Here is a 25,127-nt window from a genome sequence, read left to right on the forward strand (position 1 = left end):
GAGGCGCACATGGCACGCATCACGATCATCGAGACTGGGCTCGTTCCTCGAGAGCATCGCGAACGCCACGGCTCGTTTCCCGACATGTTCGCGCGCATGATCCGCGCCGCGGACCCCACAGCCACGGTCGACGTGATCAGCATCCCGAATGGCGATGCGCTCCCCGACCCACGCAAGGTCGAGGCCATCCTGATCACCGGCGCGGCCGCCGGCGTCTATGACGAGCTGGCCTGGATGGCGCCGCTGGAGGATTTCGTGCGCAAAGCTTACGTCAACCAGACACCGATGGTCGGCGTCTGCTTCGGCCATCAGTTGATCGCGCAGGCGCTCGGCGGCGTCGTTCGAAAATCGGAGAAGGGCTGGGGCATCGGCCGGCACGTTTATCAGGTGCTGCCGGAGAACGGCGTGATCGACGGCGAAACAATCGCCATTCCCTGCTCGCACCAGGACCAGGTGATCGAGGCCCCGAGCGACGCGCTGACGATCCTCTCGTCCGACTTCACCCCGCATGCCGGCCTGCTCTACGCCAACGGCACGACGCTGACCGTGCAGTCGCATCCGGAATTCGATGTGGAGTTTGCACAGGTGTGTTGCGATCTACGCGACGGCAAGGCGCCGGAGGATGTCGTCGCCACAGCAAGAGCGTCGCTGGCCGAGCCGCTGGACAGCGCGAAGCTCGGCGGCGCGATCACGCAGTTCCTGGCGCGCAAATCCATCCCCTCATCCTGAGGAGCCCGCCAAAGGCGGGCGGCTCCTCACCATGAGGGGCGAGAGTCACTCAGAACGGCTCGCTGCCCAGCCCCGCCACATCGGCCGGCCTTGGCCCCGGCGCCGGCCAGTGAAACCGGCGATCCTTCTCCGCGATCGCGATGTCGTTGATGGAAGCCTCACGCCGCTTCATCAGGCCGTGCTCGTCGAACTCCCACTGCTCGTTGCCGTAGGAGCGATACCACTGGCCGCCGGCATCGTGCCATTCGTACTGGAAGCGCACCGCGATGCGGTTGCCGTCGAAGGCCCAGAGGTCCTTGATCAGCCGGTAGTCCTGCTCCTTCTCCCATTTGCGGGTGAGGAACGCGACGATGGCCTCGCGGCCCTGAAACACCTCGGAACGATTGCGCCAGCGGCTGTCCTCGGTATAGGCGAGCGACACACGCACCGGATCGCGTGAATTCCAGGCGTCCTCGGCCATGCGCGCCTTCTGCGCGGCGGTCTCTCTTGTGAAGGGTGGAAGCGGCGGGCGCGACATGATGGCCTCATCGGTTGATCGGGCCGTGAATTTATCGCCCCGATTGGCGGAGTCGATAGGCCACCACAAATCAGGCGATCACTTATCGGGCGATCACGAAATCAGATCAGCCTTCATCAGCGTGCGTATCGACTTCGGAATCGGCTGGGCGCGACCGCCGCTGATGAAGGCAACGCGGACCTCGGCCTTCACCAGCACATCGTGGCCGCGCCGCACCTCCTGCGCCAGCATGATGGACGCCCCCTTCACCGCGACCGGCCAGGTCACGACGTCGAGCACGTCGTCCATTCGCGCGGGCCTGAGAAAATCCAGATGCATCGAGCGGACGACGAAGGCAAAGCCTGCGCCCTCCGTCTCGACCTGCTCGAACAGCGCCTGCTGCTCGGCGCCCATCAGCCTGAGATGATTGGTGCGTCCACGTTCCATGTAGCGCAGATAGTTGGCGTGATAGACGATCCCCGAGAACTCTGACTTGACGATATCGCAACAAAAGGCCAACGCATTGATTTCATTGGGTCGCTGGAGCGTTAAAGCGTGAACGAAAGGCAGATTTATCTGTGCTCTTCCATAGCAAGCCTCAGAGCCTTTGGGATGCGCTGCGCTTTTCCGCCTGAGATAAACGCGACCCGTACACGCGCCGAGACCAAGAGATCACCCCCGCGCCTGCACTCCTGCAGCAAGGCAATCGACGCGCCTCTCACCTCTTGCGGGACCGTGACAATGTCAAGCAGGTCGTCCAAGACTGCCGGTTTTAGAAAATCGATTGTCATCGAACGGACAACGAAGGCGAAGCCCGGCGCATCGTTCCGCGTTTCCTCGAGCAGCGCTTGCTGATTGGTGCCGAGCAGGCGCAAGTAATTCGTTCTGCCACGTTCCATGAAACGCAAAAAATTCGCGTGATAAACAATCTGGCCGGAATCGGTATCTTCGAAATAGACGCGGACCTGCATGTAATGCCGTCCGTCTCGAATTTCGCCGTCAAGAGAGAGTGTCACAGCGCGGTTTCCTCTTATTGCGCGTACAGGGACCCATGGTCTTGCACAGAGGCGGTTTTCTGAGCAATCGTCTTGAGCTTGGCTCCTGCTGCCGGAAGCTGAGGCAACCGCCTGAATGCGGCAGGCGTCGCGCTGCTGCCATCGACTTCGGATGAATATGTCGGAGATCTATCGTCAACGCGTACCCGGCTTGAGGACGACGTTCATGAATGCGCCTCCGGCTCATGAACCTAGGCGAGCCAGTCCTTCGCCGCAATCGCTGAACGAAAAATCGCCGAGGCCGGCGAGGCCGTAAATGGCCTTGCCCTTGGCGATGGCCTCGTGCTCGCTGCTGGCGAGCACGAGGGTTTCGTATGTCATCCAGCTTTTGAAGCCGACGTCGTAGCCCCGCGTGGCGGCTGGGCTCATTGCCCCGCCTCCGCGTCGGCCTTGGGTTCGCGAACCACGAGGCGGCCGTTCAATGGCAGGCAGCTCAACTGGATGTTGAAGCCCTTGCCGTCCTGTTGCCAGGCCGCGCGCCGATCTTGGTCCAGAAGGGTCTACAAGGCGACAAAAGCAGAAGAGCGCCTCAACTCGTCTCAAGTTCATTTCGAGCTCTGGACCAGCGGCGGCTTCACAGATGCCGCAATCGCTGTTCTTGAAGCTGCTCGATCCACGACCAAGCGTTACAACATAGGCTGGAAATCCGGCAAGGAGGTCCGCGCCGAGCTCGCTCGCACAAGCTCAAGAGTACTTTGCCGCTACGGCGATCAAGGAGGCCGATCTCACGTTGAGCGAAGTAAAGCTCGGGCCGGCCAGCTACGGGATGGGAGACCTTATCCTGAGCGGGACTGTAGCGAACGACCAACGACGCCTTGGCCACCATCTTTTTCCAAGTAATCCTCACGGACTGTCGGGAAGCCACTTGTCGCGTTGTCGGTCAGAAGGACGCCTCGGCATCAGTTTCAGTCCCGCCCAAGCAGTTACGTTCCTTCAGCTCGTATGCGATACGCTTTGAAAATCTCCCCCCTGTCTCCGCGGCGAAGCGCTCCTGGACGTATCGGATCACTGGCCTGCGGGCCGGGTAACTCCGACTCTATGTCAGGCTATCGATCGTTGCTTCAAGGAGCTCACCCAAGTCGCTGATGACGCCGAGACTCCAGCACGGGCCTCGATCCACGGCTCTTCTCGGTGTGTCATTTCCTCGAGTTGGTCGCCGGAAAGCGGGGCGTAGACCTCGAGCACGGAGTTGATAAAGGCGCGGTCAGCCTCAGTCAGGCCCATCGGATCAAAACCTTGCCGGACATCAGGAAGCCCGACCGACGAATACATCGCCTTCGTCTGAACGAACCGGTCATAGACGGCGCGGCTTAGGGGCCCATGAACCCAGGCCTGAAAACTGTTTTGAGGAAACAGCGGACCACGACCAAAGGCCAGGCTCCAAGCCTGGCAGTAGTAAAGCAATTTGTGCAACTTCAGGACGTTCAGAAATCCGCCGTCCTCCGTAAGCCTCACAATGATGTAGTCGCAAGCATCCTGAATGTTCATCTTGGCCTCTATGACGAAGACCATATCATATCGCGACTCGGCGGTCACGGAATCTAAAGTCGTGCTTTGTCAAGACGTTCAATTGGAGCTGCGGCACGGCAACGCAAAGACTGATTCGCGGCCGCCTCAAGTCGGGGGGCCGGCGCCGGGGCGCGTTAACCTTTTGGTAGATGTTTCATTTTCTGGCCTATTTGAGCGAAACTAGCTCTGACGCCAATTCCGCGCGTAGGCTTCTCAGGCATTGCCGGGGAGAGGGCATCGCTAGAAATCCGACTGACCTCGCCGGCTGCTCACGATCCGCAGGAGGTGGCTGGCGATTATCAACATCTCGGCCGCCCTTTCGGATTCGACAAGTCAACGTTCCTATGGCTTCTTGGGTTCTTAAAGACGCTGACTGCGACCCCGCTGGCCGGATTAGTCGCCCGTGAAGAATTCGGAAGCGATTGATCTGTCGCAGTGATTTGACGCGAGCAAGTATTCGATTTTGCAAGAAAGCCGTGGGTAGGTCCTGGTTTTCTTGCGTTTTTGGATTCCGGATTGGGCGGCTTCGTGATTCCTTTGACGGCGAGATTCGCTGTTGGGGAGAACCCATGAGCCATCCGCGCGACGATCGTCAGGACGATCTGTTTCGTCCATCTCTGGAGAAGATCATCAACCTTCGCCATCCGTTGGTGCGTCTGGCGGCGGAGATCGATTGGGACTTCCTGGCGGGACGCTTCAGTTCGGTCTGTCGCCTCGGTCCGGGGCAGCCACCGTTGCCGACACGATTGGTAGCCGGACTATTCATCCTCAAGCACATGCACAATCTCTCTGACGAGGCGCTGTGCGGGGGTCGAGAACCCGTATTTTCAGTATTTCTGCGGCGAGGTGGTGTTCCGGCACGACTTGCCATTCGATCGCTCGTCGCTGACCCGCTGGCGCCAGCGGCTGGGTGAGGAGCAGATCGCCGCGCTGTTGCAAGAAAGCCTCTCGGTGGCGCATCGAACTGGGGCAATCGAGACCAAAGATCTCGAGCGGCTCGTTGTGGATACCACCGTACAGGAGAAGTCGATCGCGCATCCGAGCGATGCGCGGCTCATGCACCGGGCGATCGAGAAGCTGGTCGGTTTGGCCAAACGCGAGAGCGTCGAACTGCGCCAAAGCTATCTGCGCGTGGCCAGGCGCGCCGCCATCATGGTGGGACGCTACACGCATGCCCACCAGTTCAAGCGTGCCCGGCGAGAGCTCAAATTCCTGCGCACCCGGCTTGGCCGCATCATCCGTGACATCAGACGCAAGATCGAGGGCGACCCTGCGCTTGAGGATCGCTTTGGTCCGCTGCTCGATCTCGCCCACCGGGTTCGCCATCAAGAGCAGCGTCAGCGCGGTCCCAAGGTCTACTCGTTGCACGCCCCCGAGGTGGAGTGCATCGGCAAAGGCAAGGCCCGGGCACCTTACGAATTTGGCTGCAAAGTCTCGATTGCCACGCCTGCCACCGCGCCCAAAGGCGGGCAGTTCGTACTGCATGCCAAGGCCCTGCACGGCAATCCCTATGACGGCCACACGCTCGGTCCCGTCATCGCCGACCTCGAAAAGCTCACTGGTGTTGCAGCGCGCCGCATCCACGGCGACAAGGGCTACCGCGGCCACAACTATCCTGACCGATTCAAGGTCTGGATCAGCGGCCAGGTTCGCCGTGTCACCAAAGCCATCCGCCGCGAGATGCGGCGTCGCGCCGCCGTCGAGCCTGTGATCGGCCATCTCAAGGACGACCACCGAATGCGCCGTAACCATCTCAAGGGTCGCGACGGCGACCGCACCAACGCCGTGCTCGCCGCCGCCGGCTACAACTTCAGCCTGCTCCGCCGCTGGCTCACCGAACTTTTATGCGGCCTGTTATGGATACTCTGTCGCCACCTATCGCAACCACACCTTGCGTAAAACGGTGCTCAGGGACGTTCTTCACGAACGACGGATTAGCTGTCAAAGTCACCGACGGCTTTTTCCTCGTCGGACTGTCAAACGTCGATGCCGACCGCTCCCGGAACTACAGCTGCTGAACGACCGCTCTTGGTTCGACATGCCGCTCCAATACAAGACGCAGCGCCGTGCCATTTTAGCGATCGAGAAGGGACCGTCAGGCGCGGACGTCTTTGCATCCGCCTTTTCGGCATGGGGTCAACCGGTAACCCCTGTCGAGAGCAAGCCGCCGGCCGCACCCCCGGTCAGCCCACAAACGTTCCGCTCACCGGTCGTCTTCCCAAAGGACGTTTCGCCCAGCTACTCGTCGGAGGAACCCGGACAAGCTCGAATGCTGACTTGTCGCGATCAGTATGTGGCCAACAAGGCTACCGGTTCGAATGGAGGCATGCTGTGGATCCAAGACAACGGTGGCTACTACGCGGAATGCAATAAACGCTAGAAGGGTTGCCCCCTCAGTAGCGTGGCGTGCGTGTGCCGAAGGTGCCATTGGCCATACAACCATGAGGTCAGGCCGATGTCGAATCCAAGAGTGAGTTAAAACATTGAACCTTGGTCAATATCGTCTTGGCGCACCACTCCGTTGATGAGCCATGTGTCTTGATGGAGTGAGTGGGTACCCATCGCCAAGAGCATTCCTTTCTCCGGATACTCTTTCCCGAACACTCGCTCCATGTCGGAAAGCGCTCGCTGATCACCATAGTCGCGCGACCAATTATGATACGTGGCCTCGATTTCCCAATCCTGACACGTACCTTCGCGAATACCGTCGTCAGTTCGGTAGCGATATTTGAAATTATACGGACAGGGATTGTAGTTGTTGGTCACTTGCTTCGCGAAAAGGTCATCTTGCGCGCGGATTGAATCGAATAGCTCTTTTTCCACTTTGACTTCTGCTGCATCCTTTTTTTCGATCTTGAATGCAATGATCTCGGGCCTGAGAAGCGCAAAGCTTCTGCCGGCCTCGCGTTCCCGCGCCAAGCTTGTCACGACGGCCTTTGCAAGAAACGCCGCTCGCTCCGATTTCTTCAGCTTGCCGACAATCTCGATTGACTGCTGATCCACTCGGCGGCTCTCGACCCGCCTATCATCGTTAGGCAGTCGCCAGTTGAACCTTATTCGATCCCAGCGGCCAAATTTTTTCGACTGCTCGAGCGTTCGAAAGGACACCGGATACAATCTGAGCCAATTGCCGTATAGATCGATCCCAGCACAGCAGACCGTTTCACCATGACGTCGGCCGACCTGCGGCGCCGCCTTCACCATCACTATTGCCTCGGTGCTACCCCATGTGGGCGGGTGTCCTGTCATCGGAGGAAATTCGGCCCCTCGGCACTTTGTGACCGGCTAACGGTGCTGCGCTCAAATGAACAAGCTTAAACTTACCGCGCCTCACCATCGAATCAGCGACGATGCAGCGGTGGCAATTGGTGTGATCCTGTTCAAAGCAAAGCAAACATGCAACGGATTTCGAGGCGGCCGAGAGAGCATCAGTTAAAGCTTGCTGCGCCGCAGTAGTCATCATGTGTGCCGCGAATATTCGGCGGAAATCAGAAAACCGGCCCTCCCGGGCGGCCGTCCGCCCGGGCTTCGGATCGCCAAGCCCCTTAAGGTGCAGATATTGGATACCGGCTTTATCCAATCCCTGCGCAAGGGCAGTTTTCGAGAAGCCCGGTTTGCGCGAAATCGGCACGTCTCGGACGTCGATCAGCAGCTTGACGCCATTTTTCTGAAGGCTCGCGAACAGGTCGGATGGCTTGCAACCTTCGTATCCAACGGTGAAAAGTGTCGTCATGTGCGTGCTCTCCTACAGTGCTTCCACCATGTTCGCCAAAGGTTGACAACCCGTGAGGATGATTGCCGCATGCCCATAGATGCCATGCTGGTCGACATCAATGCAGGGACGGCCCTTCGGCGGCTCGGCAGTGCTGCTCCTGCCATTCTTCGACAGTGAGAGGGTGGCGCCTCCCGCCATCGTAGAGCACCGCGTGCCCTCTAAATGCGACATGCGCGAGGCCGTCCCTCAACCAACCCTGGACGGTTTCCGCGGTCGGTGGCTGTTCGCTCCCTGGTATGGGGCAGGTGGCTACAATGACGTGGGGAGTACCGGGGCGGACGTGCTCACCCTCGAGCTGCTGGAGAGGAGCAACAGTATAGCGGCGCCGAAGGCGGGATGCGGGGCCGAGTGCCGTCCGCAAGGAACATCTCGCAATCGCAGAAAACGCTTGGGAGAGATATAGCCAGGAAAAAGATTGTTTATAGAGAGATATACAACCGGTCTCCCATAGAGCAAAATTGGCCTCACTCGCATTGATCGTCCGGGAATTCCGGGTCTCTCAAAAATCGCTTCGAGGCCATCATGATCAAGTGCCGTATTCCGGTTTTAGCCGTATTGAGTTTTTTTTACCTCGTGTGTTCACCGGCATGGCCGCAGGCGCCCGCGCCTCTGGCCCTTGCGACCCAAGGAAGTCAAAGTCCCGACTTGGGTGCAGCAGATCCTGTGCAGGTTGCAACGGATATCTTCTTGGCCTTTGGATCCAATGACTTAACTGCTTTCAGGCCGGTTCTTGAGTCAAAGATATTCGAGCATCTGTCGGTGAATGGCGACAAGCTTTCCGAACAAGTCCAAGACTTGTCCTTGCCCCGAAAAGCCTCAGTCATTGCCAGCGGGTACGTGAAACCAAGGTACTTTTTTGAAGTAGAGCTGACTCATGACCTGCTGCGCGGTGATCCGGGCGCAGTTGTCGCCGCTGGAGGCCAACGGAGCTATTATCTCATCGGCTACAATACGGAGGTCGGCCTGATAGACGCCTTCGCTTTCCGAATCGACTTTCGAATCTTCGAAAGTAACCGACCAAATCTCGCATTTGGGAGTAATCTGCGGGAAGAGCCAATGGTTAGTGCAGGTGCCGCGTTAGCGACAGGCCCAGATCCTGATCCGCGCACGATCGACTTTTTGTTTGCGACGACGAGAGCACGTGAGCAGAAGTCGTTTAGCGAAAAGCGAGGCACAACCATCACATTCGGCGGTCTTCGTGTTAGGATTCCGGACGACCACAAGATGGGGAACGTACGGGTCCCGAAAATCCGCGAGGCACTCATCGGAACTTATGAAGAGAAACTCGATCCTGGAAAGCACTTTGTAATTTCTAGGCAAGGCGTTATCGGAAAGCCTACGTGGTCTGATACGGCTAAGGCGGCGCGCACTACCGAAGCGCTCGTGTTTGTACACGGCTTCAACAACACTTTTGACGATGCCGTATATAGAGCCGCTCAGGTCTTCTGGGATCTCCAGTACAAGGGCTTGCCTGTTTTGTACTCGTGGCCTTCTTGGGGTAACGCGAGAAACCCGCTCGATTTGGCGCGGTCTTATCTCTACGATCGAGATAGCGCCCTGACTGACAGCGATAGCTTTCTAGAGCTTCTCCGATTGCTTCGTGATGAGCTTGGGATAAGGCGGGTAAATATTGTGGCCCACAGTATGGGCAACTATCTTGTGCTGAATGCGCTTCGAGGCCAAGCGTCCTCTCAGGACAGTAAGAAGTTCGGTGAATGGATTCTGGCCGCGCCGGACGTCGATAAGGACCAGTTTATGCGGTTCGTTCCAGGCGTTCAGGGGCTGCTCACTGGTGTGACGTTGTATGCATCGGCTTCAGACAAGACACTTCTGGCATCTATGAAGGCGGCAAGAAACGTGCCGCGAGCGGGATATGTGTATGGTAAGCCGCTAACGTTGCCGGGAATTGATTCAATCGACGTCACCAGAATGGGCGACGAGTTGTTTGGACTGAACCATGACACGTTCGCCACCAACAGGTCATTGATCGATGACATGGGATTGCTGCTCGATGGTGTACGGCCACCAAACAAGCGGCTTCGGCAGATCATACCGGTACCGGCCAACCCGCCGCCGCCCAAATACTGGGAGTTCGCTCCGTAGTGGGAAAGCGGCCATGCGCATATTCTCGTGGAATCTGCTTCGTGGCTTCGTTGTTGGTAGTCTGCTGATCACGTCCGCGGTGGTCAGAGCCGCGACAATAGACGTCACATTTCCGGATCGAGCGCCCGACGCAGTGGGCGCGATCACCATCTCTTTGACCGGCTTTATCGAGACGGAAGATGGAGACATCTTCCTGAAAAAACTGGCAGCGGCAAAAAAAGCCCTGTTCGAGAAAGACAATCCGGATCTTATTTACGAGATATCAGGTCCCAGCTATTTGCAGATTCGGCTCGAATTGGACAGCAAGAACGGAGGCGAACTCTCTGCGGCCTTAAAGATCGCCGCGGCTGTTAGAGAGGATGGGATAGCGACGGTGGTCAAGAAGGGAAGCTCCTGTGTGTCCGCATGCGCGTTTATCTTCCTGGCAGGCGAGAGCCGCGTTCCATATTCGGACGTGACCAACCACCGAATTCTGCAGCCTGGAGGATTTGTCTTTTTTCATTCTCCGCATCCCCAACGGCGGCGACCGGGAACGTTTGCCGAAGGCAGAAAAGCAGTTCGAGAAATGCTGCGTGTTCTTGGTCCTCGGCTTCCGCCTCACCTTGCCGTTGAGATCCTCCTGAAAGAGCCCCATGAGTTCCTATCAATCGATACCGTTGCGGACGCAATCAAATGGAACGTCGATCTCGAAAAGATTCGCGTTCCCTGGCCGCGGCGATCCGGCTTTCTTCAAGCCTGCAGAAATTATCTTGTGTTCAAGAAAGGCAGACCGATCGACGATCTGACTGTCGGGGTCAAGGAGCCAGAGAAGCCGTCAACACCAGACTTCGGCCTTCAAGATGACAGGCCGCTTCGCGCTGATGACAGAGATCCCCTGACGAAGCTGGAAGCCTCCTTGTTACCAGAGGAGAGTCCTGAGCTTCAGCAGGCCAGGATTGAATTCCGGGCTCCAATGTTGATGCGCATGGTTTATATCGGAGAAGGAGAAATGGCTTCGCAGTTTGTCTTCGACGCGGGAGATATAAGGGGCGCCATTCCATGCACCATATGGAGCGGAAACTATGATCTCCATGTGAGTGAAAGACTTGTTCCGCTAACTAAAGAAAGTCTTGAACAAGAGATGGGGGATGGTCGATCAGCTCCCATACCCTACTGGTACCAATATCCACCGGACACGGAGCTTAGCTCTATAGCGGGAGATTACTAGAACTCGGCCATCTTGAACAAGCGCCCATCGGCCCCATCGTCGTGTAAGCGGAGCACGACCTCGTCCTCTGCGAACGTCGGTGGGGATTTCTCATCAATACGCGGGAGGTCCGAAGCGATCAGCGTCATTATATACTGGATCTTCATCGTACTAGTTTGCTCGCGTACGACCTCCAACAGTGCGAGTTTTTTTCGATCATCAAGAGCTTCAAAGATACCGTCATGGTACACGAAGTGGAAGAAACCAACGTCCTCATAAACCTTTAGCAGCGCCAAGTCGAAAAGTGCGCAAACCAGCTTTTTGTAGCTGGTCCCCTCTCCCTGGCTGGACGTCTTCCCGGTTTGCCCTGGGGTCCCGAGACCGATGGTGTAATCGAAATTACCGTTTGAGTTTACATGGAAGTAGAAAATGCCCTCGTGACTAAGCACTCGCTGACAGTAAGCGTTGAAGACGCGGCTGAAGTTTTCATAGATCGGCGTCGGCCTAGCAACCATCGCCTTGATTTCATCGACTACTCTGCCCCGCTCCCGCTCGCTCTCACGCACCTGCAGCGCGGTGGCCGCCACCACTTCAAGCTTCTTGCGTTGCTCATCGAGATAGACAAGTTGCGCTTTCTGCTCGGAGAGTTCGCGCTGCAAGGTTTTGAACTTATCAAACGTGTCTGTGCTGCGCAGAACTCGAAGTTGCTGCTCGCGCCGTTGATCCAAGCTGGTCTTGCGAGACTCTAGCTCCACCCGCTCCTTGTCGAGCGTTGTCCTGCGGGTTCTCAAGGCGGCGTTTCGTTCGCGAGTGACCTTCTTATTGAAGTCCACCAGGTCTTCGTATTGCTTCTTCACCTGACCGGCGAACAAAATATTGGATTCGGAGAATATGGTTGCGACCTCGTCCAGATCGAACCGGTCCTTATGCTCCATCGCCACATCAATCTGCCTAACATCGTAGTTGATGTTGTAGAGGCGCTCGTTGATATCTGAGATTTCACCCTCAACCTCATCGACGAGGTTTTTCATGATACGGCGCTCTTCAGCGTCGAACTCAAAGGCGTCAAGCTGAGCCTCAAGTTCTTCCACCTGCTGCCGCAAGACAGAGATTTGCGCCTGGAGCTTTGGAAGGTCCTCTTCCCGGTACTGGACTTCTGCCGCCTGTTCAGCCTGGCGCTGCTTCAGCGCGCCGATGGAGTCGTCAAGCTCGTACTTGCGCTGCACCGGCGATTCACTAAAGCCGAAGAGGTGAGCAACGAACGGCTTCCAGTGTGCGTCCTTACCCATTTGGAACTTCTGTAACTGAAGCTCATCGCTGAAATCACCTTGGGCCCTCAAGAAATACGTGATGGCCATTCGGTAGTCGTATGGCTTTAGGACCTTCAAGTCGAGCCAGCCGTCCAGCAGCTTGACGGCCTCCTCGCGACTCAGCTCGGCGTGATCCCATTGGTCGTCAGGCAGGTCAACCAACCGCCTGCCGCTCTCGGCGTGCTTTGTCAGAGCAACTTTGTTGGGGTTGTCCGCACCCCGTCGAATGGTAGCAAACTCACCTGAGTTTAGGGCTACCTCGATAAAAAACTGATAGCCAGCAAAGCGGTCTTGATGCTTGACCAGAAACTGCTCCGGAGCGGTGCCCTTGAGCATTAGAAATTCGATAAGATGAAGAAGGGTGGTCTTGCCGAGGTTGTGGGAGTCGCGCTTCTTGTCCTTAGGCTTCTTAACATCGCCAAAAATGACATTGAGACGATCAGCATGCTTGCCGAAATTGAAATCTATCGGATGAAAGAGGTCATCCTTATTGGAGTAAATGCGACTGATCTGCATGTCAGTTCGCCCTGTACTCTATGACGTCGTTTTTTGCGTGATATTCAATCTTGCCCATCAGGTATAGGAAGCTTAGTGCAGGCAAAAATGTGATTTCTCCATCCCCGCCGACGCGCCTGATGACAATGCCCCGCAGACGCTCGAACTCCATCACGCCGCGCTTCTTAAGCTCACGGAGCATGATGGCCGCGATTCGCAGCACGGAGACATCCAAGTTGAGGTGTTTTCTAGGCGTGAGCATTGTCGGTCATCGGTGTTGTTGGAAGTTTTTTCGATCCGATGTCGCAGTTGGCATACATGTAGTGAAGCATCACGCTGATCATACGCCGCTTGCCCTTCAAAGCGACACGTTTCTTTTGAATCTCCTCAATTAGAAAAGCAAAGACGCTATCAAAGGTTTCAAACTGCGGGCGCGCGGCCAAAATCTTTTGCTTCAGCTCGTCAGCGCTATCGTGATAGAGAGCGGCAATCTCCGTATTCCGTGGATTGCTCAAGAAATGGTCTATCCGCGAAAAGTGCGGGAATGAGTTATTCACGATGACCTGGTTATAGTAGTCATCTGAAAGTCCGTTGATCTTGTTTTTCTCTTCTCGCAGCTTGAGCTTCTCAAAGTCGCGCGCGCTGTTGAAGGCGCTCATCACCGAGCCATCAGCATAGTCGTGAACGGCACCGATAACCTCAATGAGGTCGTCAGGCTCAAACCGGAATGGGATTGTGTCCTTCCTGTTCGGCAGCCACTCTCGGAGTTGCTGCATATCATCCAGCGCAGTATTCAAGCGTTCGATCCCGATGATATGAGCACTCTTCACGCCAAGCGCCATAAGACCAGCTATCAGCTTCTCGTCGGCGCCGCCGGTATAGCGGCGGTTGGTGAAGACCATGTAGTGGTCACACAATCCTTTCTTCCCCAGCCGTTTGATTTTGGCATGCTCCTTTTTCAGGAGCCGCTCAAAGTCCTTATCCGAGCACGACTTGTCGAATACGGCGACGTGCTTCGCCTGGAGTACGACATCCCCCTCCAAAGGCTGCGTGGTACTGGGAAAGCACTCAGCCTTGCCATTGAATTTTCCGTCACGACCTCCGTCGCGGCCTGGCGCGAACGGTGTGACGCCTTCCCCGAGCCACTTCACGCAGATCTTGACGACAAGCTCTTCAAATTCGCTCTCGCTAAGTTCGTAAAGGCGGTAATCGCGGCGCATATATAACCTTGTTCCAAATAGAATTGAGTGACCAGCAACGTGACGCGAATTTGGGCTCCAGTGCTGCCCACGCGTACCAGTAGGGAATCAATGTGGATAACGCAGTGGTTGCAATACTGACGTAATATCGCCTTCAAGATCAAGGGGAGAGCGCCTGCGCGCCAAAGGCGAACCGCTAAACGGGTTCGTAAGAAAGATCGGGCCCTTCGGCCCAGTAAGAATTTAGAGCCTCCACCAGCGGTTTCGGCGCTTCTTTATGTTGATTTAGGTTCAGACAAAATCCTGCGCCTCAGGATCAACCGGCGCTTGGTAGACCTCACTCAACTGCCTGCGAGGAGCGGGCTTGGCCTGACGCACATTGATGGCGGAAGCATCGAGCCTGTTCTTGATGTGCGCCGCATAGAACTTCTCGATCATCTCCACTGAGGTTCGGCAGTTCTTCGCTATCTAGTAGCTGTCCGCCCCTTCCATCAGGCGCATGCAGATGTAGGTATGCCGCAGGCTGTATGCGGTCCGCCGATTGCCATCCCGATCCAGCTTCAACTCGCTCCTATCAAGCAGGGCATTGAACATCTTGATGTGATTGCCCGGAAACACGTGGTCGGTCGGCTTGGGCAACTGCGGCGGCTCGTTAGAGGGCGGCAGCTTCGCCCGCACCCGCGCTCTGCCCTGCTTCACGTATTTCGCGCGGCCTAGCAGCCGCTCATAGGGTCGCACCGCGCTCGGCATGCTCTTGCAGTAGCCGACGCCCCGCTTGCCGCGCACCTCGATTTCCAGGATGCGCTCGCCGCTACGTTCGTCCTCAACAATGGTCACGTCGCGATGCTGGAGGTTCTTGGCCTCATCCGGCCGCAAGCCGGTGTTGGCCAAGAACAGGACGTAATCATGCAATTGCTCGGCACTCCAACGGTGGTGGATCTGGCTGGCCTTCGCGTGCGCCCGCGTGGTTTCGTAGAGCTGCTTGTATTCCTCGGGGCTGAACCACGGCCGATGCACCACCTTCCCCGAAGTCTTATAAGGAGGAGAGAAGTCCGGCAGGTGCGCGAGCCATTCATGGCGAATGGCAGTCTTCAACACCTGCCGCAACGTCACGACCTCGTCGTGGATAGTGCTGCGCGCGGGCGCCTTGCCGGTCTTAGACGTTGCGATCCGGTGCAGGCGATATTCCTGCACCTTGCCTGAAGAACGGCAACAGGTGCAGGCGAAGCCTGATCTCGTAACCCTGGACCCAGCGCTCGCTGCGCTGGCCCTCGGTGATCACCTCATACTCTTTCAGGAATTGGTCAGCGGCTTGGCGAAAGGTCTTCTCATTCACCAACAGCCCCGCCCGCGCCTTCCCACGAAGACCGATAAACGAGTCCTCCGCAAACTGCTTGGCGAGGGAGAGATCTTCCTCTCCGGTCGTGCTGCGGTGTTGGCGGCCGTCGATGGAGGCCGAACAGTGCCAATACCGGCCGTTTCGCCGGTATACCTGAATCAGACCACCTAGAAGCTCGTGCCTGGCCATCATGCACCTCCACGTGCATTTTAGCGCAGGCAACCAAAAAGTCGAATTTTGTGCTAGGCGCGTGCTAGGCCATTTACGAAAAATTAAAGGGTTAGGCTTTCGCCAACCCGTTGTATTACATCAGAAATTTGGTTGCGGGGATAGATTTGAACCTATGACCTTCAGGTTATGAGGCCGAAGGTCTGCCGGGCTGGAACCGGTTCGTCCTATTTGTACGCCACAGCTACCCAGCAACCATACCTGCGCACTTGGTTTCTTTCTTGCCGGAGCAGCCTACGATCTTATTGCCCAGACCGATCATGGTTCGGGGCGGAGGCATGCGCGGCAAAGACGAAAAGATTGGGATCGAGGCATTTGGGTCGGCAGGTTCCAGCAAAATACCGCGGGCGAATCGCCGTCGCAAGAACCGTGGCATGCCGCCGCCCGCGACGTTCGATATCGATACGCTGCCGGGCAGCTCTAATTTGACGGCATTTGAGGCGGCCGCGGTCATCCGGCGTACGCCCGGCGCGTTGGAGCAGTGGCGGCGCAATCCGAGCCACCCGCTGAAATGGCGCTACGTCGATGGCCGCCCCCTCTATCGTGTCGATGCGGTACGCGACTATCTGGCCAAGTGCGATAAGACCACTAAGATGCCTCAGCCGCATAATGCTCACGGAGACGGCCGAGGAGCTCGGCCTTGATCGGGTCAAGCGGATTCGTCCGCTGCAGGCGCACGATTTTGCCGACCCGTTTCGCGCCGACCAACTCCGCAATGTAGTCGTGAGCCGCTTCGAACGCCATTTTGCGGATGATCCACTGTTCGTCGTGATTGTAGACCTGATCGATTCCGCTTGGCCTTTGCCCGACACACAGCCGCTGGATTTCGTTGTCGTAGCCGCAGCGAGACATGACGGTTCGTAAGCTGCGCCTTAGGTCATGCATGGTAAACTTGGCAACACCCGCTTCCTTGACCAGGCGGTTGACCATCTTGGTGAACCCGGACATCTGGCCGCCGGTCTTTGGTGACGGGAAGACATAGTCGGACGTTGCGCGCTGGAAGTGTTTGGCGGCCGCGAGCACCTCGTTTGCGAGGTGGGTGCGCGGCACGTCGTGGTGCAGGCCCATCTTGGTCCACGCCGCATCGAAGGTGATACGGTCATCCATGATGTGCTTTCGCCACTCGATCATGGTAGGCTCGCTGCGGCGCGGGCCACCGAGCAGGCACATGCGAGCCAGGAGACCAAAAGCCCCGAGCTTGCCGGATGCATCCCAGACTTTGATGATTTCCTCATCGGTCAGCGCGCGGCCCTTCGTTCGGCGTCCGACCCTTTGCGCGCGGGTTTCCTTGGGCGCGCGATAGCCGGCGAGCACGTTGTGCTCGACATAGCCCTCACCGACGCACCATTCGAGCAAAGTATGCACGTGCTTGCGCAAGTCCTTGGCTGCACCACGCTTGCCGGTCTTGGCAATCTTATCGACCGCAGCCATGATCTGCCGTCGCGTCAGGTCCCCCACGCCGCTCTCGGCGTGATCCTTGAGCCCGCGCCGCAGCGCCGACATTGCTGGCTTCCAGTTGACGACTTGACGTTCGGTCATAGACGTCTGGTAAGGACCATCTTCAACAATGAGGGTCGCGAGCGTGGTGCGCTGCTTCTCGGCTGCCTGTTGCCGCCTCGCCTCGCGCTTCGCGTCGTTCGGGTCCAAGCCCTTGACGACTTCGCCTGCGGCGATGGTGGCGGCCTTGCGGGCGGCCTTCTCATTATATTTGGGCCACGCGCCGAGGGTCTTGCGCTGGGTCCCCCTCACCCCCGGCTTGGTGAAGAGGTAGACCCAGGTCCGGCCGCCGGTGGCGCGCATGCGCAAGGCGAGGCCGGGCAGCTTGTCGTCGTGGAGATAATGCTGCGCCTTACCCGGCGGCAGCGTTGCGTTGCGGATCACCGCATCGGTGAGTGTCAGCTGGTTGGCCGGCTCCGTCATGATTCCTTCCCTCTCTCTGTGCCCCAGTGTGCCCCGCAAGAAGGGCGGTGAGCCTCGAACAGAACCGGGTCTCAGACCTCCCCCGTTTGTGTGCCCCAAGGGAATATCCGCGGCGGGCACAACGGGGGCATACAAAATGTAGTAAGGTCAGGTATGGGCTCTTATAGCCGCAGTAGGCCATAACTCTCATTAATTTAAGGAGTTTTTACACCTCAACTATGGCCGGATTTGGTTAGCTCGGGTCTACGGATTGTGGTTCACACGGGAGAGGTCCAAGGTTCGATCCCTTGTGCGCCCACCATTCATCTTCCTGCCCCCTGCAGTATCGAACTATCCCGGACAGTTGACGGGCTCAGCTGGCGGCTTGCCGAGAGCGTTGCATCAAAAATCGCAAAACAACCCCATGCACAGTAGACGGCATCAGTCGGATCAATGGGTTACGAATTTTCCGAATTCGAATTTGACTTGTCGGGCAAAACAGGAGCAGGATGGCATGATCAGGAGAGAGGGTCACCGGGCGGTCAATCGTACCTGAACGGGTCACTCGCCATATTCGGAGCTAAGGCGCGATGCGATTAGGATGAATCGTCATCGCGCTTTAGTTTGTTGTTTAAGCATGATCTGTTCGGAAAACCGCTGCGCACTTTTCCGGATCATGCTTTAGCGGGCCAATTGCATCGCTCTGCATCAACGCTCGCGGAAGGCCCGGGCAACCTGGTCCAGGAGGGGCTTGGTGAAATACGACAGGATGCTGCGATCGTAGGTCTTGGCAAAGACTTCCGCCGGCATGCCGGGCACGAGCTTGACGTTGCCGAGTCGCGCCAGCTCCTCGGGCAATATCGAGACACGGACGGTGTAGAAATTCTGACCGGTGCGTTGATCCGGCGTCACGTCGGCGGAGATACGGCTGACCTTCCCCTCGATCTCCGGCGTCGTGCGCTGGTTGAAGGCGGAGAACCGCAGGCTTGCCGTTTGACCGACGTAGAGCTGGTCGATGTCGGCCGGAGCAACCTTGGCTTCCACCATCAACAGGTCGGCTTCCGGCACGATGAGCATGACGGGGTCGGCCGGGCTTACCACGCCGCCGACCGTATGGACGTTGAGTTGATGAACCACGCCGGCTTGCGGAGCGCGTATGTCAACCCGCTTCAGTTGATCTTCGGCCGTCACCTTGCGCTCGACGAATTCGCCAATCTTGCCGTCGATCTCGCGCAATTCCTTGGCAACCTCGCTGCTGAGGTCCTGGTCGATCTGCAGGATCTGCAGCTCGATTTCGGTGACCTTGCCCCGGACCTGGGCCGTGGATGCGATCGACTGCGCCAGCTCGCCCTTGAGACGCGCAGCTTCGCGCTCCAGGAGGGTGAGACGGTTTATCTGGACGAGATTCTTCTCCCAGAGGCCGCGCACTCCGGTCAGCTCTCGCTGAATCAATTCGATCTCTTCCGCCTTGGCCTGCTGCAAGGCAGCATAGCCGCGGATTTCATCCTCGAGCTGCGCGATTCGCTGGCGAAGCTGGGATTTCTGGCCGCGACGCGCGGTGGCGCGCAACTCGAACAGCTTGCGTTCGCTGCCGAGCGCGGCGGCGAACTCCGCAGATGCGTTATCGAGCAGCTCCTGCGGAACGACGAGATGGTCGGCACCGTCTCGCTCGCTGGCAAGACGAGCCTTGCGGGCGCGCATCTCGTCCAATCCCTTCGTGTAGATGGCGAGGCCGGCACGCAGGGCGGTTTCGTCGAGCCGCACCAATGTCTCACCGGCACGGACATGGTCGCCTTCGCGAACCATCAGCTCTCCGACGATACCGCCGGTGAGATGCTGGACTTTCTTGACATTGGAATCGACGACTACCGATCCAGCGGCGGTGACCGCTCCCGACAGCTCGGTTGTCGCGGCCCAGCCGCCGATCCCGCCGGTCAACACTGCCGCCAGAATGATTCCGGCAAGCAGATGATGGCGCATGCTGCGATCTTCGCCCTGTATCGCGGCGGTCATGTGGATGCGGCCGGTTGAGGGACGACGACCTTGAACGGCGCGGCAGGCGGCCCGGCTTCTCGCCTCGCTAGCAGCGACTGCACTTCTTCCTTGGGCCCGAAGGCCTGCTGCCGGCCATGGAACATCGTCATCACGAAGTCCACGGCAACCAGCGCGCTGGAGCGATGTGCGACGATGACGACGACACCGCCTCGGGCCCGAACGGCGAGAATTGCGCGAGTCAGCGCCTCTTCGCCCTCGATATCCAGGTTGGAATTGGGTTCGTCGAGCACGACCAGGAAGGGATCTCCATACAGCGCCCGCGCGAGCGCCACGCGCTGTCTCTGGCCCGCCGACAATAGTGCGCCCTGTTCGCCGATCTGGGTGTTGTACCCATCGGGCAAGCTGACGATGAGCTGGTGGACGCCGGCGGCATTGGCAGCGGCAAGGATCTGCTCCATCGAGGCATCAGGCGCAAACCGTGCAATGTTCTCGGCGATGGTACCCTCGAACAGTTCGACGTCCTGAGGCAGGTATCCGATATGATTTCCCAGTGCGTCAGGCGACCATTGCTCGAGCGATGCGCCGTCGAGCCGGATAACGCCGCGTGATGGCCGCCATGCGCCGACCAGGGCGCGCACCAACGAGGATTTTCCCGAGCCGCTGGCGCCGACGATGCCGAGCGCGCTGCCTGCCTTCAGATGAAAGCTGACATCTGCAACCAGGAGCTTTTCCGATCCAGGAGCCGTGACGGACAACTTGTCCACGACGAGGAGCCGTTCCGGCGGCCGCAAAGGCAGCTTGTCGGCTGACGCCGGCAACGCCGACATGAGCCCGGTCAGGCGCTGCCAGCTTTGGGCAGCTGCGATGAAGTTCTTCCAGTTGCCGATCGTGACGTCCACGGGCGCAAGTGCGCGACCCGTCAGGATAGAACTGGCAATGATGATCCCGCCGGATGCCTCCTGTCGTATGACGAGATAGGCCCCGACTCCGAGCACGGCCGATTGCAGCATCATGCGCAGTATCCGTCCCGTGACGCCGAAACCTCCCGAGATATCGTTGGCGATCCTTTGCTGCCTGCGATGCGCATCGCCCAGCTTGCGCCACCGCTCCAGAAACCGGGACGACATCGACATTGCGATCAAGACTTCCGCGTTGCGACGACTGGCTTCCGCAAGGCGATTGCGTGCGGCGGCATAGCTCGACGCCTTTCGGACGGATTGCCGCGACAGTCGATCGGTGACCAGCGTCAGCATCACCAGCACGAGTGCACCGCCGAGCGCTGTCATGCCGATCAGCGGATGGAAGGCAAAGCAGATGGCGAGGTAGAACGGCAGCCAAGGCAGATCGAACAGCGCAGGCAGACCGGAGCCCGACATCACCGATCGAACGGTGTCGACGTCGCGAACCGGCTGCATTCCGTCTCCACCGCCGCGTGTCCGAAGCGGAAGGCGAACCACCAGATCGTAGATGCGGTCGCCGATGCGCCAGTCGATCTGGTTCCCGATGCGAACCAGCATACGGCCGCGAACCACTTCCAATGTGCCCTGAAAGATGAACAGCAAGGCCGCAATGATCGTCAGGCCCGCCAGCGTGGATACGCTGCGGCCAGGCAGCACGCGATCATAGACCTCCAGCATGTAGAGGGAGCCGGTCAGGCTGAGAATATTGATCAATCCGCTGAACGCTGCAATGCCCACAAGGGCCGTGCGGCACGATCGAACGGCGGCACGCAGTTCCGATCCTGCATCCGTGGAAGGGCCTGCTTGCGTAGCCAACATCACACGCAATTACTCCGCGGCTTACGATGAGGTGATTGTCCCGAACCGACCGCCCTTCACCGAAGAAGCGATGAAAACTGCTCCTAACTGTCGATGATTCATGACAGCCGTTTGACAACAACAGAGGTGCCGGCCGGGGAGCCGACACCTCCGCATTGAGCAATATCCTCGTCCGGCGACTGGCGTCAGACGAGATATTGGTGGATCAGTTGCAGCTGGCCGCCTTCGACGAGCTCCCCTCCTACATTGAGGTGAGACTGGGTGTCGATCAGGTAGACGTTCTCCCCGGCGCTACCGAGGATGTGCGAGACGTCGATGACGCCCGATGCCTCTTCGTCCTGGGTCTGGAAGTTCGCAGCTCCCGTAACGAAGCGGCTCGGATCGTGCTCGGCAAGCTGTGTGAGCGAGTCGGTCGCAGGATCGTATTGCCAGACCTTGCCGAGGTGGGCGTTGTTGCCGACGTCCTCGGACAGAATGAGCTTGCCGTGCGAATCGACGGCAATGTTGTCGAGCATCTTCTGTCCTTCGCTGCCGTTGAGGAGCAGCTTGATGGTGCCGCCGAGCTCGGGGTGCGACGCGTCGGTGAAGTCCAGCGCCCAGAGCTGGCTCGGTGCGTTGAACGCATTCGTCGACACGAAGTAGAAGCGGTTCGGGTTGAGTGTATCCCACGCGCCGTCCTCCGGCCGCAGGAAGCTCGTCACGCCCGCAGTTTCGCTGTCCGCATCGATTTGCGCGCCGGTCTTGCCGCTGACGTCGCCGAGATCAATCATGGTGAAGGCGGACTTCTCGTCGGTACCCAGCGCACTAGTGCTGCTCGGCGCATTGTTCGCGGAACCTTCGAACTCGCTGACGTGAATTCCGAGCAGATGGCCTCCGGTCAGACCGGCCTTTTCGACGACATTTCCAGTCGCCTGCTTGGTGCCGGAATAGAAGTAGACTTGGCCGTTCTGGCCGTCATCCATCATGGCGACGACGGTCTTGTCTCCGGTATGCGCATTGGCGACCACGTTCTCGTAGGCCATGTTGCCGAGCCAAGCCAGCTCGTAGCTGTTACCGTCCTGCGGGCCGCCGACGACGTGAGCGAAGGCCCGTCCCTCGACGCCTCCCTCTTCACCGGTGAGATACAGCCTGCCGTCGAAGCCGAGCCCCGTCTGCGCATTGTAGAACGCGCCCGAATCGGCAAGGTCTGCCGAACAGAACCGGTTGAACGTCACCGGGCTGTTGCCGGCGTTGTGGTCGACATAGGTGCCGCCCTCGTACATCCAGACGTCATGGACAAGGTCCTTGCCCGAGACGACCTGCAGCGTCGTCTTGTCAATGACCCACTCCGACACGAACGAGCCGGTGCCGCCATGCGCCCGGGCAATTCCGGCCGTTCCGGGAAGCTCATGGTTCATCAGGACGGTGAAGGTGCCGTCGCCGTTGTCGAACGCGCCGAGGCCGTCCGGGATGCCGGCCATCTTGTAGCCGTTCACGCTGTCGCCGGTCGTCAGCAGCGACTCGGTATAGACGTGCGAGTTGCTGCTGAGCAGGTAGGGCGTCTGGGAGCTCGAGGTGCCCATCACCTCGTTGGAAAGAATGAACTGCTCGGCGTGAAGATCGGAAATGCGGGCATGCTCGATGATCAGCGCGTCGCCATTGCCGAGATTGATCTGCACATGATGACCGACCTGGCGCGCGGAATTGATGAGCGTCTGAAAGGATGGAATGTCGAAGTCGCGGACGTCGATGCGATCGCCCGCATCAAGCCGCTCGATCGTGTCCACGCCCATGCCCTTGCGGAGCAGGAACCTGTCATTGCCCTCATCGCCGCTCAGATGATCCCGGCCCGCGCCGCCAAGCAGCAGATCCCGGCCGCGGCCGCCATGCAGGTCGTCATTGCCATCGCCGCCGATCAGGGCATCATTGCCGCTTTCGCCGAACAGCGCATCGTTTCCCTTGCCGCCGTCGATCCAGTCATTGCCGCGACCGCCGAAAACGATGTCATTGCCGAGGCCGGCGGCGATCGTATCATTGCCGCCGAAGCCAAGGATGATGTCGCTGTGGTTCGACCCTGGAATGGCGTCGTCTCCGTTGGTTCCGAACTTGATCTTTTTGAACGGACCGACGTGGCGATGATCGTCGTGGTGATGGTGCGACATGCTTGCTCCCTGGCTGTTTGGCTTGGTACTGGCACGAACGCTCCGTTAACCAACGGCTGTGACGTTGACACGACATCGATATGAATGGGCCATGCCTGCGTTTGGCTCGAGTTGATTATTCGGCGACACGTCAGGGCACGGGTTTTGCCCAGGACGATCCCGAGGCCGCACAGGCGCAGTGGCAAGGACGCCGGTCAACTCCGTCCCAAGCTGCCCAAGCACGCAGGCTTCCTCGACGAGGCCGAAACCGAGGATGCTCGGCTCTATGACCTGCCCGCACGCGATCGTCGGCACGGCACACACCGCGAGGACTGGATTGCGTCGCTTCCGCCGTCGCTCTTCGCGCTATGGCGGACGGGCCGCTTACAATGTCGGAGCAAGCCTCAAACAGCCCGCTCCGCCCGCCAGGCCGCGTAGAGACCGACGAGGGTGCCGATGGCGACCAGCCCTGCCGCCAGCAGAAGCTGCAATTGTCCATCATCGGTGGCGCCTACGGACGACACAAGTCTGGTCACGATGACGAACAGCACACCCACGGAGGCCGCTGCTCCCAGGCAAAGATGGGCAAGCTCTCGCGTCAGGTTGCCGCCGAGAAGTCCGAGTGCCGTGAAATACATCGCGCAGGCGTTGGGATGAACGAACAGGGCAATGCGCGCGTAAGGACCGTAGGCGTGGAGGAGGGACTCACATCGACCCAGAGCCGCTTTTGAGGCAACCCGCTGCAAGAACGGTCTGAAAAAACGAGCCTGTCCGTAACTCAGGACGGCGCCGACGATGATCGCGAGCCACGCCATGACGAAGACGAAGGCATCCGCGGGCTTCGGATTGAGCGCCACGGACATCAGGATGAGGGCTGTTCCGGGAAAATAGCCGAAATACGGGAAGACCGACTCCATGAGCACGCAGGCGAACATGAAGACCAGAAACCATGACGAACCGGTCGCACCCTGGACGATGGCGTTCAGGTCGAAGAGGTTCGTCCTGTACAGGACGAGGTACATGCATATGGCTAGTCCAGCCAGCGCGTAAAACGGCAACGCTCCCGCCAGAAACCGTCTCATCCAACCATCGCGCTCTGTTTGGCGGGCACAGCGGAGACCACCGGTCCCAACAGAAGACAACCGAGACGTCTCGCAGGCCGAATTCCGGCACGGCTGCCGGGGCTCTGCTTCCTTCGTGCTTCAGTTACCATGGTCTCCGTTCCGGACAGCTCTAGCGCGATGGACATCAGGTTGAATGGACTCTGCGCCTCAGCTTCCTGCGCATGATATTTCCGGAAAACCGCTTCCCGCTTTGCGCTAACGCAGTCCTTCGGGTCCTGCTTTAGGCGAATGAGATCGCTCCTGTCGAGTGCCGTTTGCTCATGCGATCCTCGCCTCACCCTGAGCGCCGCTACGCAATCGACAGAACCTCGATCTCCTGGCTGCCCGAACCCACGACGTCTCCGACCGCCTTTCCCATCAGCGACCTCGCGACCGGCGAGACGAACGAGATCGAGCCGGCTTTCGGATCGGCTTCGTCCTCGCCGACGATGCGGTAGGTCTGCACGCGGCCATCGGTGCGGCTGAACGTTACCGTGCTACCGAAGGCGACGACGTCGGTCGAGGTCGGATCGGGCATGACCTGCGCGGTGCGTAAGCGTTCGGTGAGATAACGGACGTCGCGCAGGGGCACGGCCGACTGCCGGCGCTTCTCGTTGACGTCATCGATGGGTTGCGCGGCTTCATAGGCCTCGCGTGCTTCGGCAAGCTGCGTCTGCAACGCCTTGTAGCCTGCTTCGGTCACGAGGTTTGGATGCGGCGAGATCGGGCGATCCGGCAACAGCGTCTCGGACGCGGTTTCGGCGCTCTCTTCCTTGGTAAAGGCGACGCTCAATTGAAGATCCTGTCG

General features: G+C 58.7%; 23 protein-coding genes and 2 pseudogenes. 5 read left to right on the forward strand and 20 right to left on the reverse strand.

Translation table 11 applies throughout. From position 1 onward, the window contains the following. The first annotated feature begins 9 nt into the window (after positions 1 to 9). Positions 10 to 729, forward strand: coding sequence for a type 1 glutamine amidotransferase (locus tag ABIA42_RS26020; protein ID WP_370119766.1), 720 nt, complete (start codon positions 10 to 12; stop codon positions 727 to 729). A 49-nt stretch (positions 730 to 778) separates the two neighbouring features. On the opposite strand, the gene ABIA42_RS26025 is transcribed toward ABIA42_RS26020, so the two are convergent. The 5 genes from ABIA42_RS26025 to ABIA42_RS26045 form a co-directional block, all read right to left on the reverse strand. Further along, a complete protein-coding gene (locus tag ABIA42_RS26025; protein WP_370119763.1) occupies positions 779 to 1,246 on the reverse strand; it encodes a DUF1348 family protein in 468 nt (155 codons plus the stop codon). A 93-nt stretch (positions 1,247 to 1,339) separates the two neighbouring features. Next, positions 1,340 to 1,753, reverse strand: a complete 414-nt coding sequence (locus ABIA42_RS26030; RefSeq protein WP_370123912.1) for a YbgC/FadM family acyl-CoA thioesterase — start codon at positions 1,751 to 1,753, stop codon at positions 1,340 to 1,342. A 44-nt stretch (positions 1,754 to 1,797) separates the two neighbouring features. Next, positions 1,798 to 2,241, reverse strand: coding sequence for a tol-pal system-associated acyl-CoA thioesterase (gene ybgC, locus ABIA42_RS26035; protein ID WP_011089947.1), 444 nt, complete (start codon positions 2,239 to 2,241; stop codon positions 1,798 to 1,800). A 222-nt stretch (positions 2,242 to 2,463) separates the two neighbouring features. Next, positions 2,464 to 2,649: a hypothetical protein gene (locus ABIA42_RS26040; RefSeq protein WP_018641664.1), complete on the reverse strand. Its 186-nt coding sequence runs from the start codon at positions 2,647 to 2,649 to the stop codon at positions 2,464 to 2,466. Positions 2,650 to 3,321: 672 nt separating this feature from the next. Further along, the gene (locus ABIA42_RS26045) at positions 3,322 to 3,768 is read right to left on the reverse strand and encodes a Panacea domain-containing protein (protein ID WP_035665968.1); all 447 of its coding nucleotides are present in this window, start codon (positions 3,766 to 3,768) and stop codon (positions 3,322 to 3,324) included. Positions 3,769 to 4,358: 590 nt separating this feature from the next. Between ABIA42_RS26045 and ABIA42_RS26050 the strand changes: the two are divergent. Further along, positions 4,359 to 5,688 (forward strand): annotated as a pseudogene (locus ABIA42_RS26050) (IS5 family transposase). Positions 5,689 to 6,264: 576 nt separating this feature from the next. Here ABIA42_RS26050 and ABIA42_RS26055 read toward each other — a convergent pair. Together ABIA42_RS26055 and ABIA42_RS26060 are read right to left on the reverse strand one after the other, a co-directional pair. Next, positions 6,265 to 6,993: a hypothetical protein gene (locus tag ABIA42_RS26055; protein ID WP_131234201.1), complete on the reverse strand. Its 729-nt coding sequence runs from the start codon at positions 6,991 to 6,993 to the stop codon at positions 6,265 to 6,267. Between the two features lie 16 nt (positions 6,994 to 7,009). After that, entirely contained in the window at positions 7,010 to 7,522 is a 513-nt protein-coding gene (locus ABIA42_RS26060) for a DUF488 family protein (RefSeq protein WP_018641667.1), read from the reverse strand. Between the two features lie 564 nt (positions 7,523 to 8,086). On the opposite strand from ABIA42_RS26060, the gene ABIA42_RS26065 reads away from it, so the two are divergent. Further along, on the forward strand, positions 8,087 to 9,667 hold the full coding sequence (locus ABIA42_RS26065; RefSeq protein WP_049826435.1) for an alpha/beta hydrolase: 1,581 nt from the start codon (positions 8,087 to 8,089) through the stop codon (positions 9,665 to 9,667). Positions 9,668 to 9,680: 13 nt separating this feature from the next. Beyond that, positions 9,681 to 10,874, forward strand: coding sequence for a hypothetical protein (locus ABIA42_RS26070; RefSeq protein ID WP_028159538.1), 1,194 nt, complete (start codon positions 9,681 to 9,683; stop codon positions 10,872 to 10,874). Here ABIA42_RS26070 and ABIA42_RS26075 read toward each other — a convergent pair. The 6 genes from ABIA42_RS26075 to ABIA42_RS26100 form a co-directional block, all read right to left on the reverse strand. Continuing rightward, positions 10,871 to 12,679 (reverse strand): DUF2326 domain-containing protein, encoded by a 1,809-nt coding sequence (locus ABIA42_RS26075; RefSeq protein ID WP_018641670.1) that lies wholly within the window; start codon positions 12,677 to 12,679, stop codon positions 10,871 to 10,873. The two genes, ABIA42_RS26070 and ABIA42_RS26075, sit on opposite strands and share 4 nt — an antisense overlap. A 1-nt stretch (position 12,680) precedes the next feature. Continuing rightward, positions 12,681 to 12,881 carry an ABC-three component system middle component 8 gene (locus tag ABIA42_RS26080; protein WP_131234200.1) on the reverse strand — a complete coding sequence of 67 codons (201 nt, stop codon included), beginning with the start codon at positions 12,879 to 12,881 and terminating at the stop codon, positions 12,681 to 12,683. Positions 12,882 to 12,906: 25 nt separating this feature from the next. Beyond that, complete coding sequence (locus tag ABIA42_RS26085) at positions 12,907 to 13,878, reverse strand: ABC-three component system protein (RefSeq protein WP_018641672.1); 972 nt, start codon at positions 13,876 to 13,878, stop codon at positions 12,907 to 12,909. A gap of 270 nt (positions 13,879 to 14,148) precedes the next feature. Next, on the reverse strand, positions 14,149 to 14,295 hold the full coding sequence (locus ABIA42_RS26090; protein ID WP_018641673.1) for a hypothetical protein: 147 nt from the start codon (positions 14,293 to 14,295) through the stop codon (positions 14,149 to 14,151). A 30-nt stretch (positions 14,296 to 14,325) separates the two neighbouring features. Further along, entirely contained in the window at positions 14,326 to 15,051 is a 726-nt protein-coding gene (locus tag ABIA42_RS26095; protein WP_011089949.1) for an integrase, read from the reverse strand. Beyond that, positions 15,014 to 15,385 carry a hypothetical protein gene (locus ABIA42_RS26100; protein ID WP_074077759.1) on the reverse strand — a complete coding sequence of 124 codons (372 nt, stop codon included), beginning with the start codon at positions 15,383 to 15,385 and terminating at the stop codon, positions 15,014 to 15,016. Before ABIA42_RS26100 ends, ABIA42_RS26095 begins: the two co-directional genes overlap by 38 nt. Before the next feature lie 317 nt (positions 15,386 to 15,702). On the opposite strand from ABIA42_RS26100, the gene ABIA42_RS26105 reads away from it, so the two are divergent. Further along, the gene (locus ABIA42_RS26105) at positions 15,703 to 16,068 is read left to right on the forward strand and encodes a hypothetical protein (RefSeq protein WP_014492324.1); all 366 of its coding nucleotides are present in this window, start codon (positions 15,703 to 15,705) and stop codon (positions 16,066 to 16,068) included. On the opposite strand, the gene ABIA42_RS26110 is transcribed toward ABIA42_RS26105, so the two are convergent. The 7 genes and pseudogenes from ABIA42_RS26110 to greA all read right to left on the reverse strand — a co-directional run bounded on the left by ABIA42_RS26110 (position 16,013) and on the right by greA (position 25,112). Continuing rightward, positions 16,013 to 17,344: an integrase arm-type DNA-binding domain-containing protein gene (locus tag ABIA42_RS26110; protein ID WP_014492323.1), complete on the reverse strand. Its 1,332-nt coding sequence runs from the start codon at positions 17,342 to 17,344 to the stop codon at positions 16,013 to 16,015. The genes ABIA42_RS26105 and ABIA42_RS26110 overlap by 56 nt on opposite strands. 687 nt (positions 17,345 to 18,031) lie before the next feature. Beyond that, complete coding sequence (locus ABIA42_RS26115; RefSeq protein WP_370119753.1) at positions 18,032 to 19,336, reverse strand: HlyD family type I secretion periplasmic adaptor subunit; 1,305 nt, start codon at positions 19,334 to 19,336, stop codon at positions 18,032 to 18,034. After that, positions 19,333 to 21,096 carry a type I secretion system permease/ATPase gene (locus ABIA42_RS26120; protein ID WP_370119750.1) on the reverse strand — a complete coding sequence of 588 codons (1,764 nt, stop codon included), beginning with the start codon at positions 21,094 to 21,096 and terminating at the stop codon, positions 19,333 to 19,335. Before ABIA42_RS26120 ends, ABIA42_RS26115 begins: the two co-directional genes overlap by 4 nt. Before the next feature lie 185 nt (positions 21,097 to 21,281). Then, positions 21,282 to 22,754, reverse strand: coding sequence for an alkaline phosphatase PhoX (locus ABIA42_RS26125; RefSeq protein WP_370124107.1), 1,473 nt, complete (start codon positions 22,752 to 22,754; stop codon positions 21,282 to 21,284). Positions 22,755 to 22,934: 180 nt separating this feature from the next. Continuing rightward, positions 22,935 to 23,237: pseudogene (locus tag ABIA42_RS26130) on the reverse strand (calcium-binding protein); the annotation flags it as partial. A 383-nt stretch (positions 23,238 to 23,620) separates the two neighbouring features. Then, the gene (locus ABIA42_RS26135) at positions 23,621 to 24,298 is read right to left on the reverse strand and encodes a hypothetical protein (protein WP_271527697.1); all 678 of its coding nucleotides are present in this window, start codon (positions 24,296 to 24,298) and stop codon (positions 23,621 to 23,623) included. A gap of 331 nt (positions 24,299 to 24,629) precedes the next feature. Then, positions 24,630 to 25,112 (reverse strand): transcription elongation factor GreA, encoded by a 483-nt coding sequence (gene greA, locus ABIA42_RS26140; protein WP_370119748.1) that lies wholly within the window; start codon positions 25,110 to 25,112, stop codon positions 24,630 to 24,632. Positions 25,113 to 25,127 lie beyond the last annotated feature (15 nt).

Source organism: Bradyrhizobium sp. USDA 327, from assembly GCF_041262065.1.
Lineage (GTDB): Bacteria > Pseudomonadota > Alphaproteobacteria > Rhizobiales > Xanthobacteraceae > Bradyrhizobium > Bradyrhizobium liaoningense.

Excerpts from the sequence above, each read along its gene's own strand:
- ABIA42_RS26100 (WP_074077759.1), bottom strand. The coding sequence starts at position 15,385 with ATGGCCAGGCACGAGCTTCTAGGTGGTCTGATTCAGGTATACCGGCGA.
- ABIA42_RS26020 (WP_370119766.1), top strand. The coding sequence starts at position 10 with ATGGCACGCATCACGATCATCGAGACTGGGCTCGTTCCTCGAGAGCAT.
- ABIA42_RS26040 (WP_018641664.1), bottom strand. The coding sequence starts at position 2,649 with ATGAGCCCAGCCGCCACGCGGGGCTACGACGTCGGCTTCAAAAGCTGG.
- ABIA42_RS26115 (WP_370119753.1), bottom strand. The coding sequence starts at position 19,336 with ATGACCGCCGCGATACAGGGCGAAGATCGCAGCATGCGCCATCATCTG.
- ABIA42_RS26135 (WP_271527697.1), bottom strand. The coding sequence starts at position 24,298 with ATGAGACGGTTTCTGGCGGGAGCGTTGCCGTTTTACGCGCTGGCTGGA.
- ABIA42_RS26065 (WP_049826435.1), top strand. The coding sequence starts at position 8,087 with ATGATCAAGTGCCGTATTCCGGTTTTAGCCGTATTGAGTTTTTTTTAC.
- ABIA42_RS26110 (WP_014492323.1), bottom strand. The coding sequence starts at position 17,344 with ATGACGGAGCCGGCCAACCAGCTGACACTCACCGATGCGGTGATCCGC.
- ABIA42_RS26090 (WP_018641673.1), bottom strand. The coding sequence starts at position 14,295 with ATGATCGAGAAGTTCTATGCGGCGCACATCAAGAACAGGCTCGATGCT.
- ABIA42_RS26070 (WP_028159538.1), top strand. The coding sequence starts at position 9,681 with ATGCGCATATTCTCGTGGAATCTGCTTCGTGGCTTCGTTGTTGGTAGT.
- ABIA42_RS26045 (WP_035665968.1), bottom strand. The coding sequence starts at position 3,768 with ATGAACATTCAGGATGCTTGCGACTACATCATTGTGAGGCTTACGGAG.
- ABIA42_RS26060 (WP_018641667.1), bottom strand. The coding sequence starts at position 7,522 with ATGACGACACTTTTCACCGTTGGATACGAAGGTTGCAAGCCATCCGAC.
- ABIA42_RS26085 (WP_018641672.1), bottom strand. The coding sequence starts at position 13,878 with ATGCGCCGCGATTACCGCCTTTACGAACTTAGCGAGAGCGAATTTGAA.
- ABIA42_RS26055 (WP_131234201.1), bottom strand. The coding sequence starts at position 6,993 with ATGGTGAAGGCGGCGCCGCAGGTCGGCCGACGTCATGGTGAAACGGTC.
- ABIA42_RS26120 (WP_370119750.1), bottom strand. The coding sequence starts at position 21,096 with ATGTTGGCTACGCAAGCAGGCCCTTCCACGGATGCAGGATCGGAACTG.
- ABIA42_RS26025 (WP_370119763.1), bottom strand. The coding sequence starts at position 1,246 with ATGTCGCGCCCGCCGCTTCCACCCTTCACAAGAGAGACCGCCGCGCAG.
- ABIA42_RS26105 (WP_014492324.1), top strand. The coding sequence starts at position 15,703 with ATGCGCGGCAAAGACGAAAAGATTGGGATCGAGGCATTTGGGTCGGCA.
- ABIA42_RS26075 (WP_018641670.1), bottom strand. The coding sequence starts at position 12,679 with ATGCAGATCAGTCGCATTTACTCCAATAAGGATGACCTCTTTCATCCG.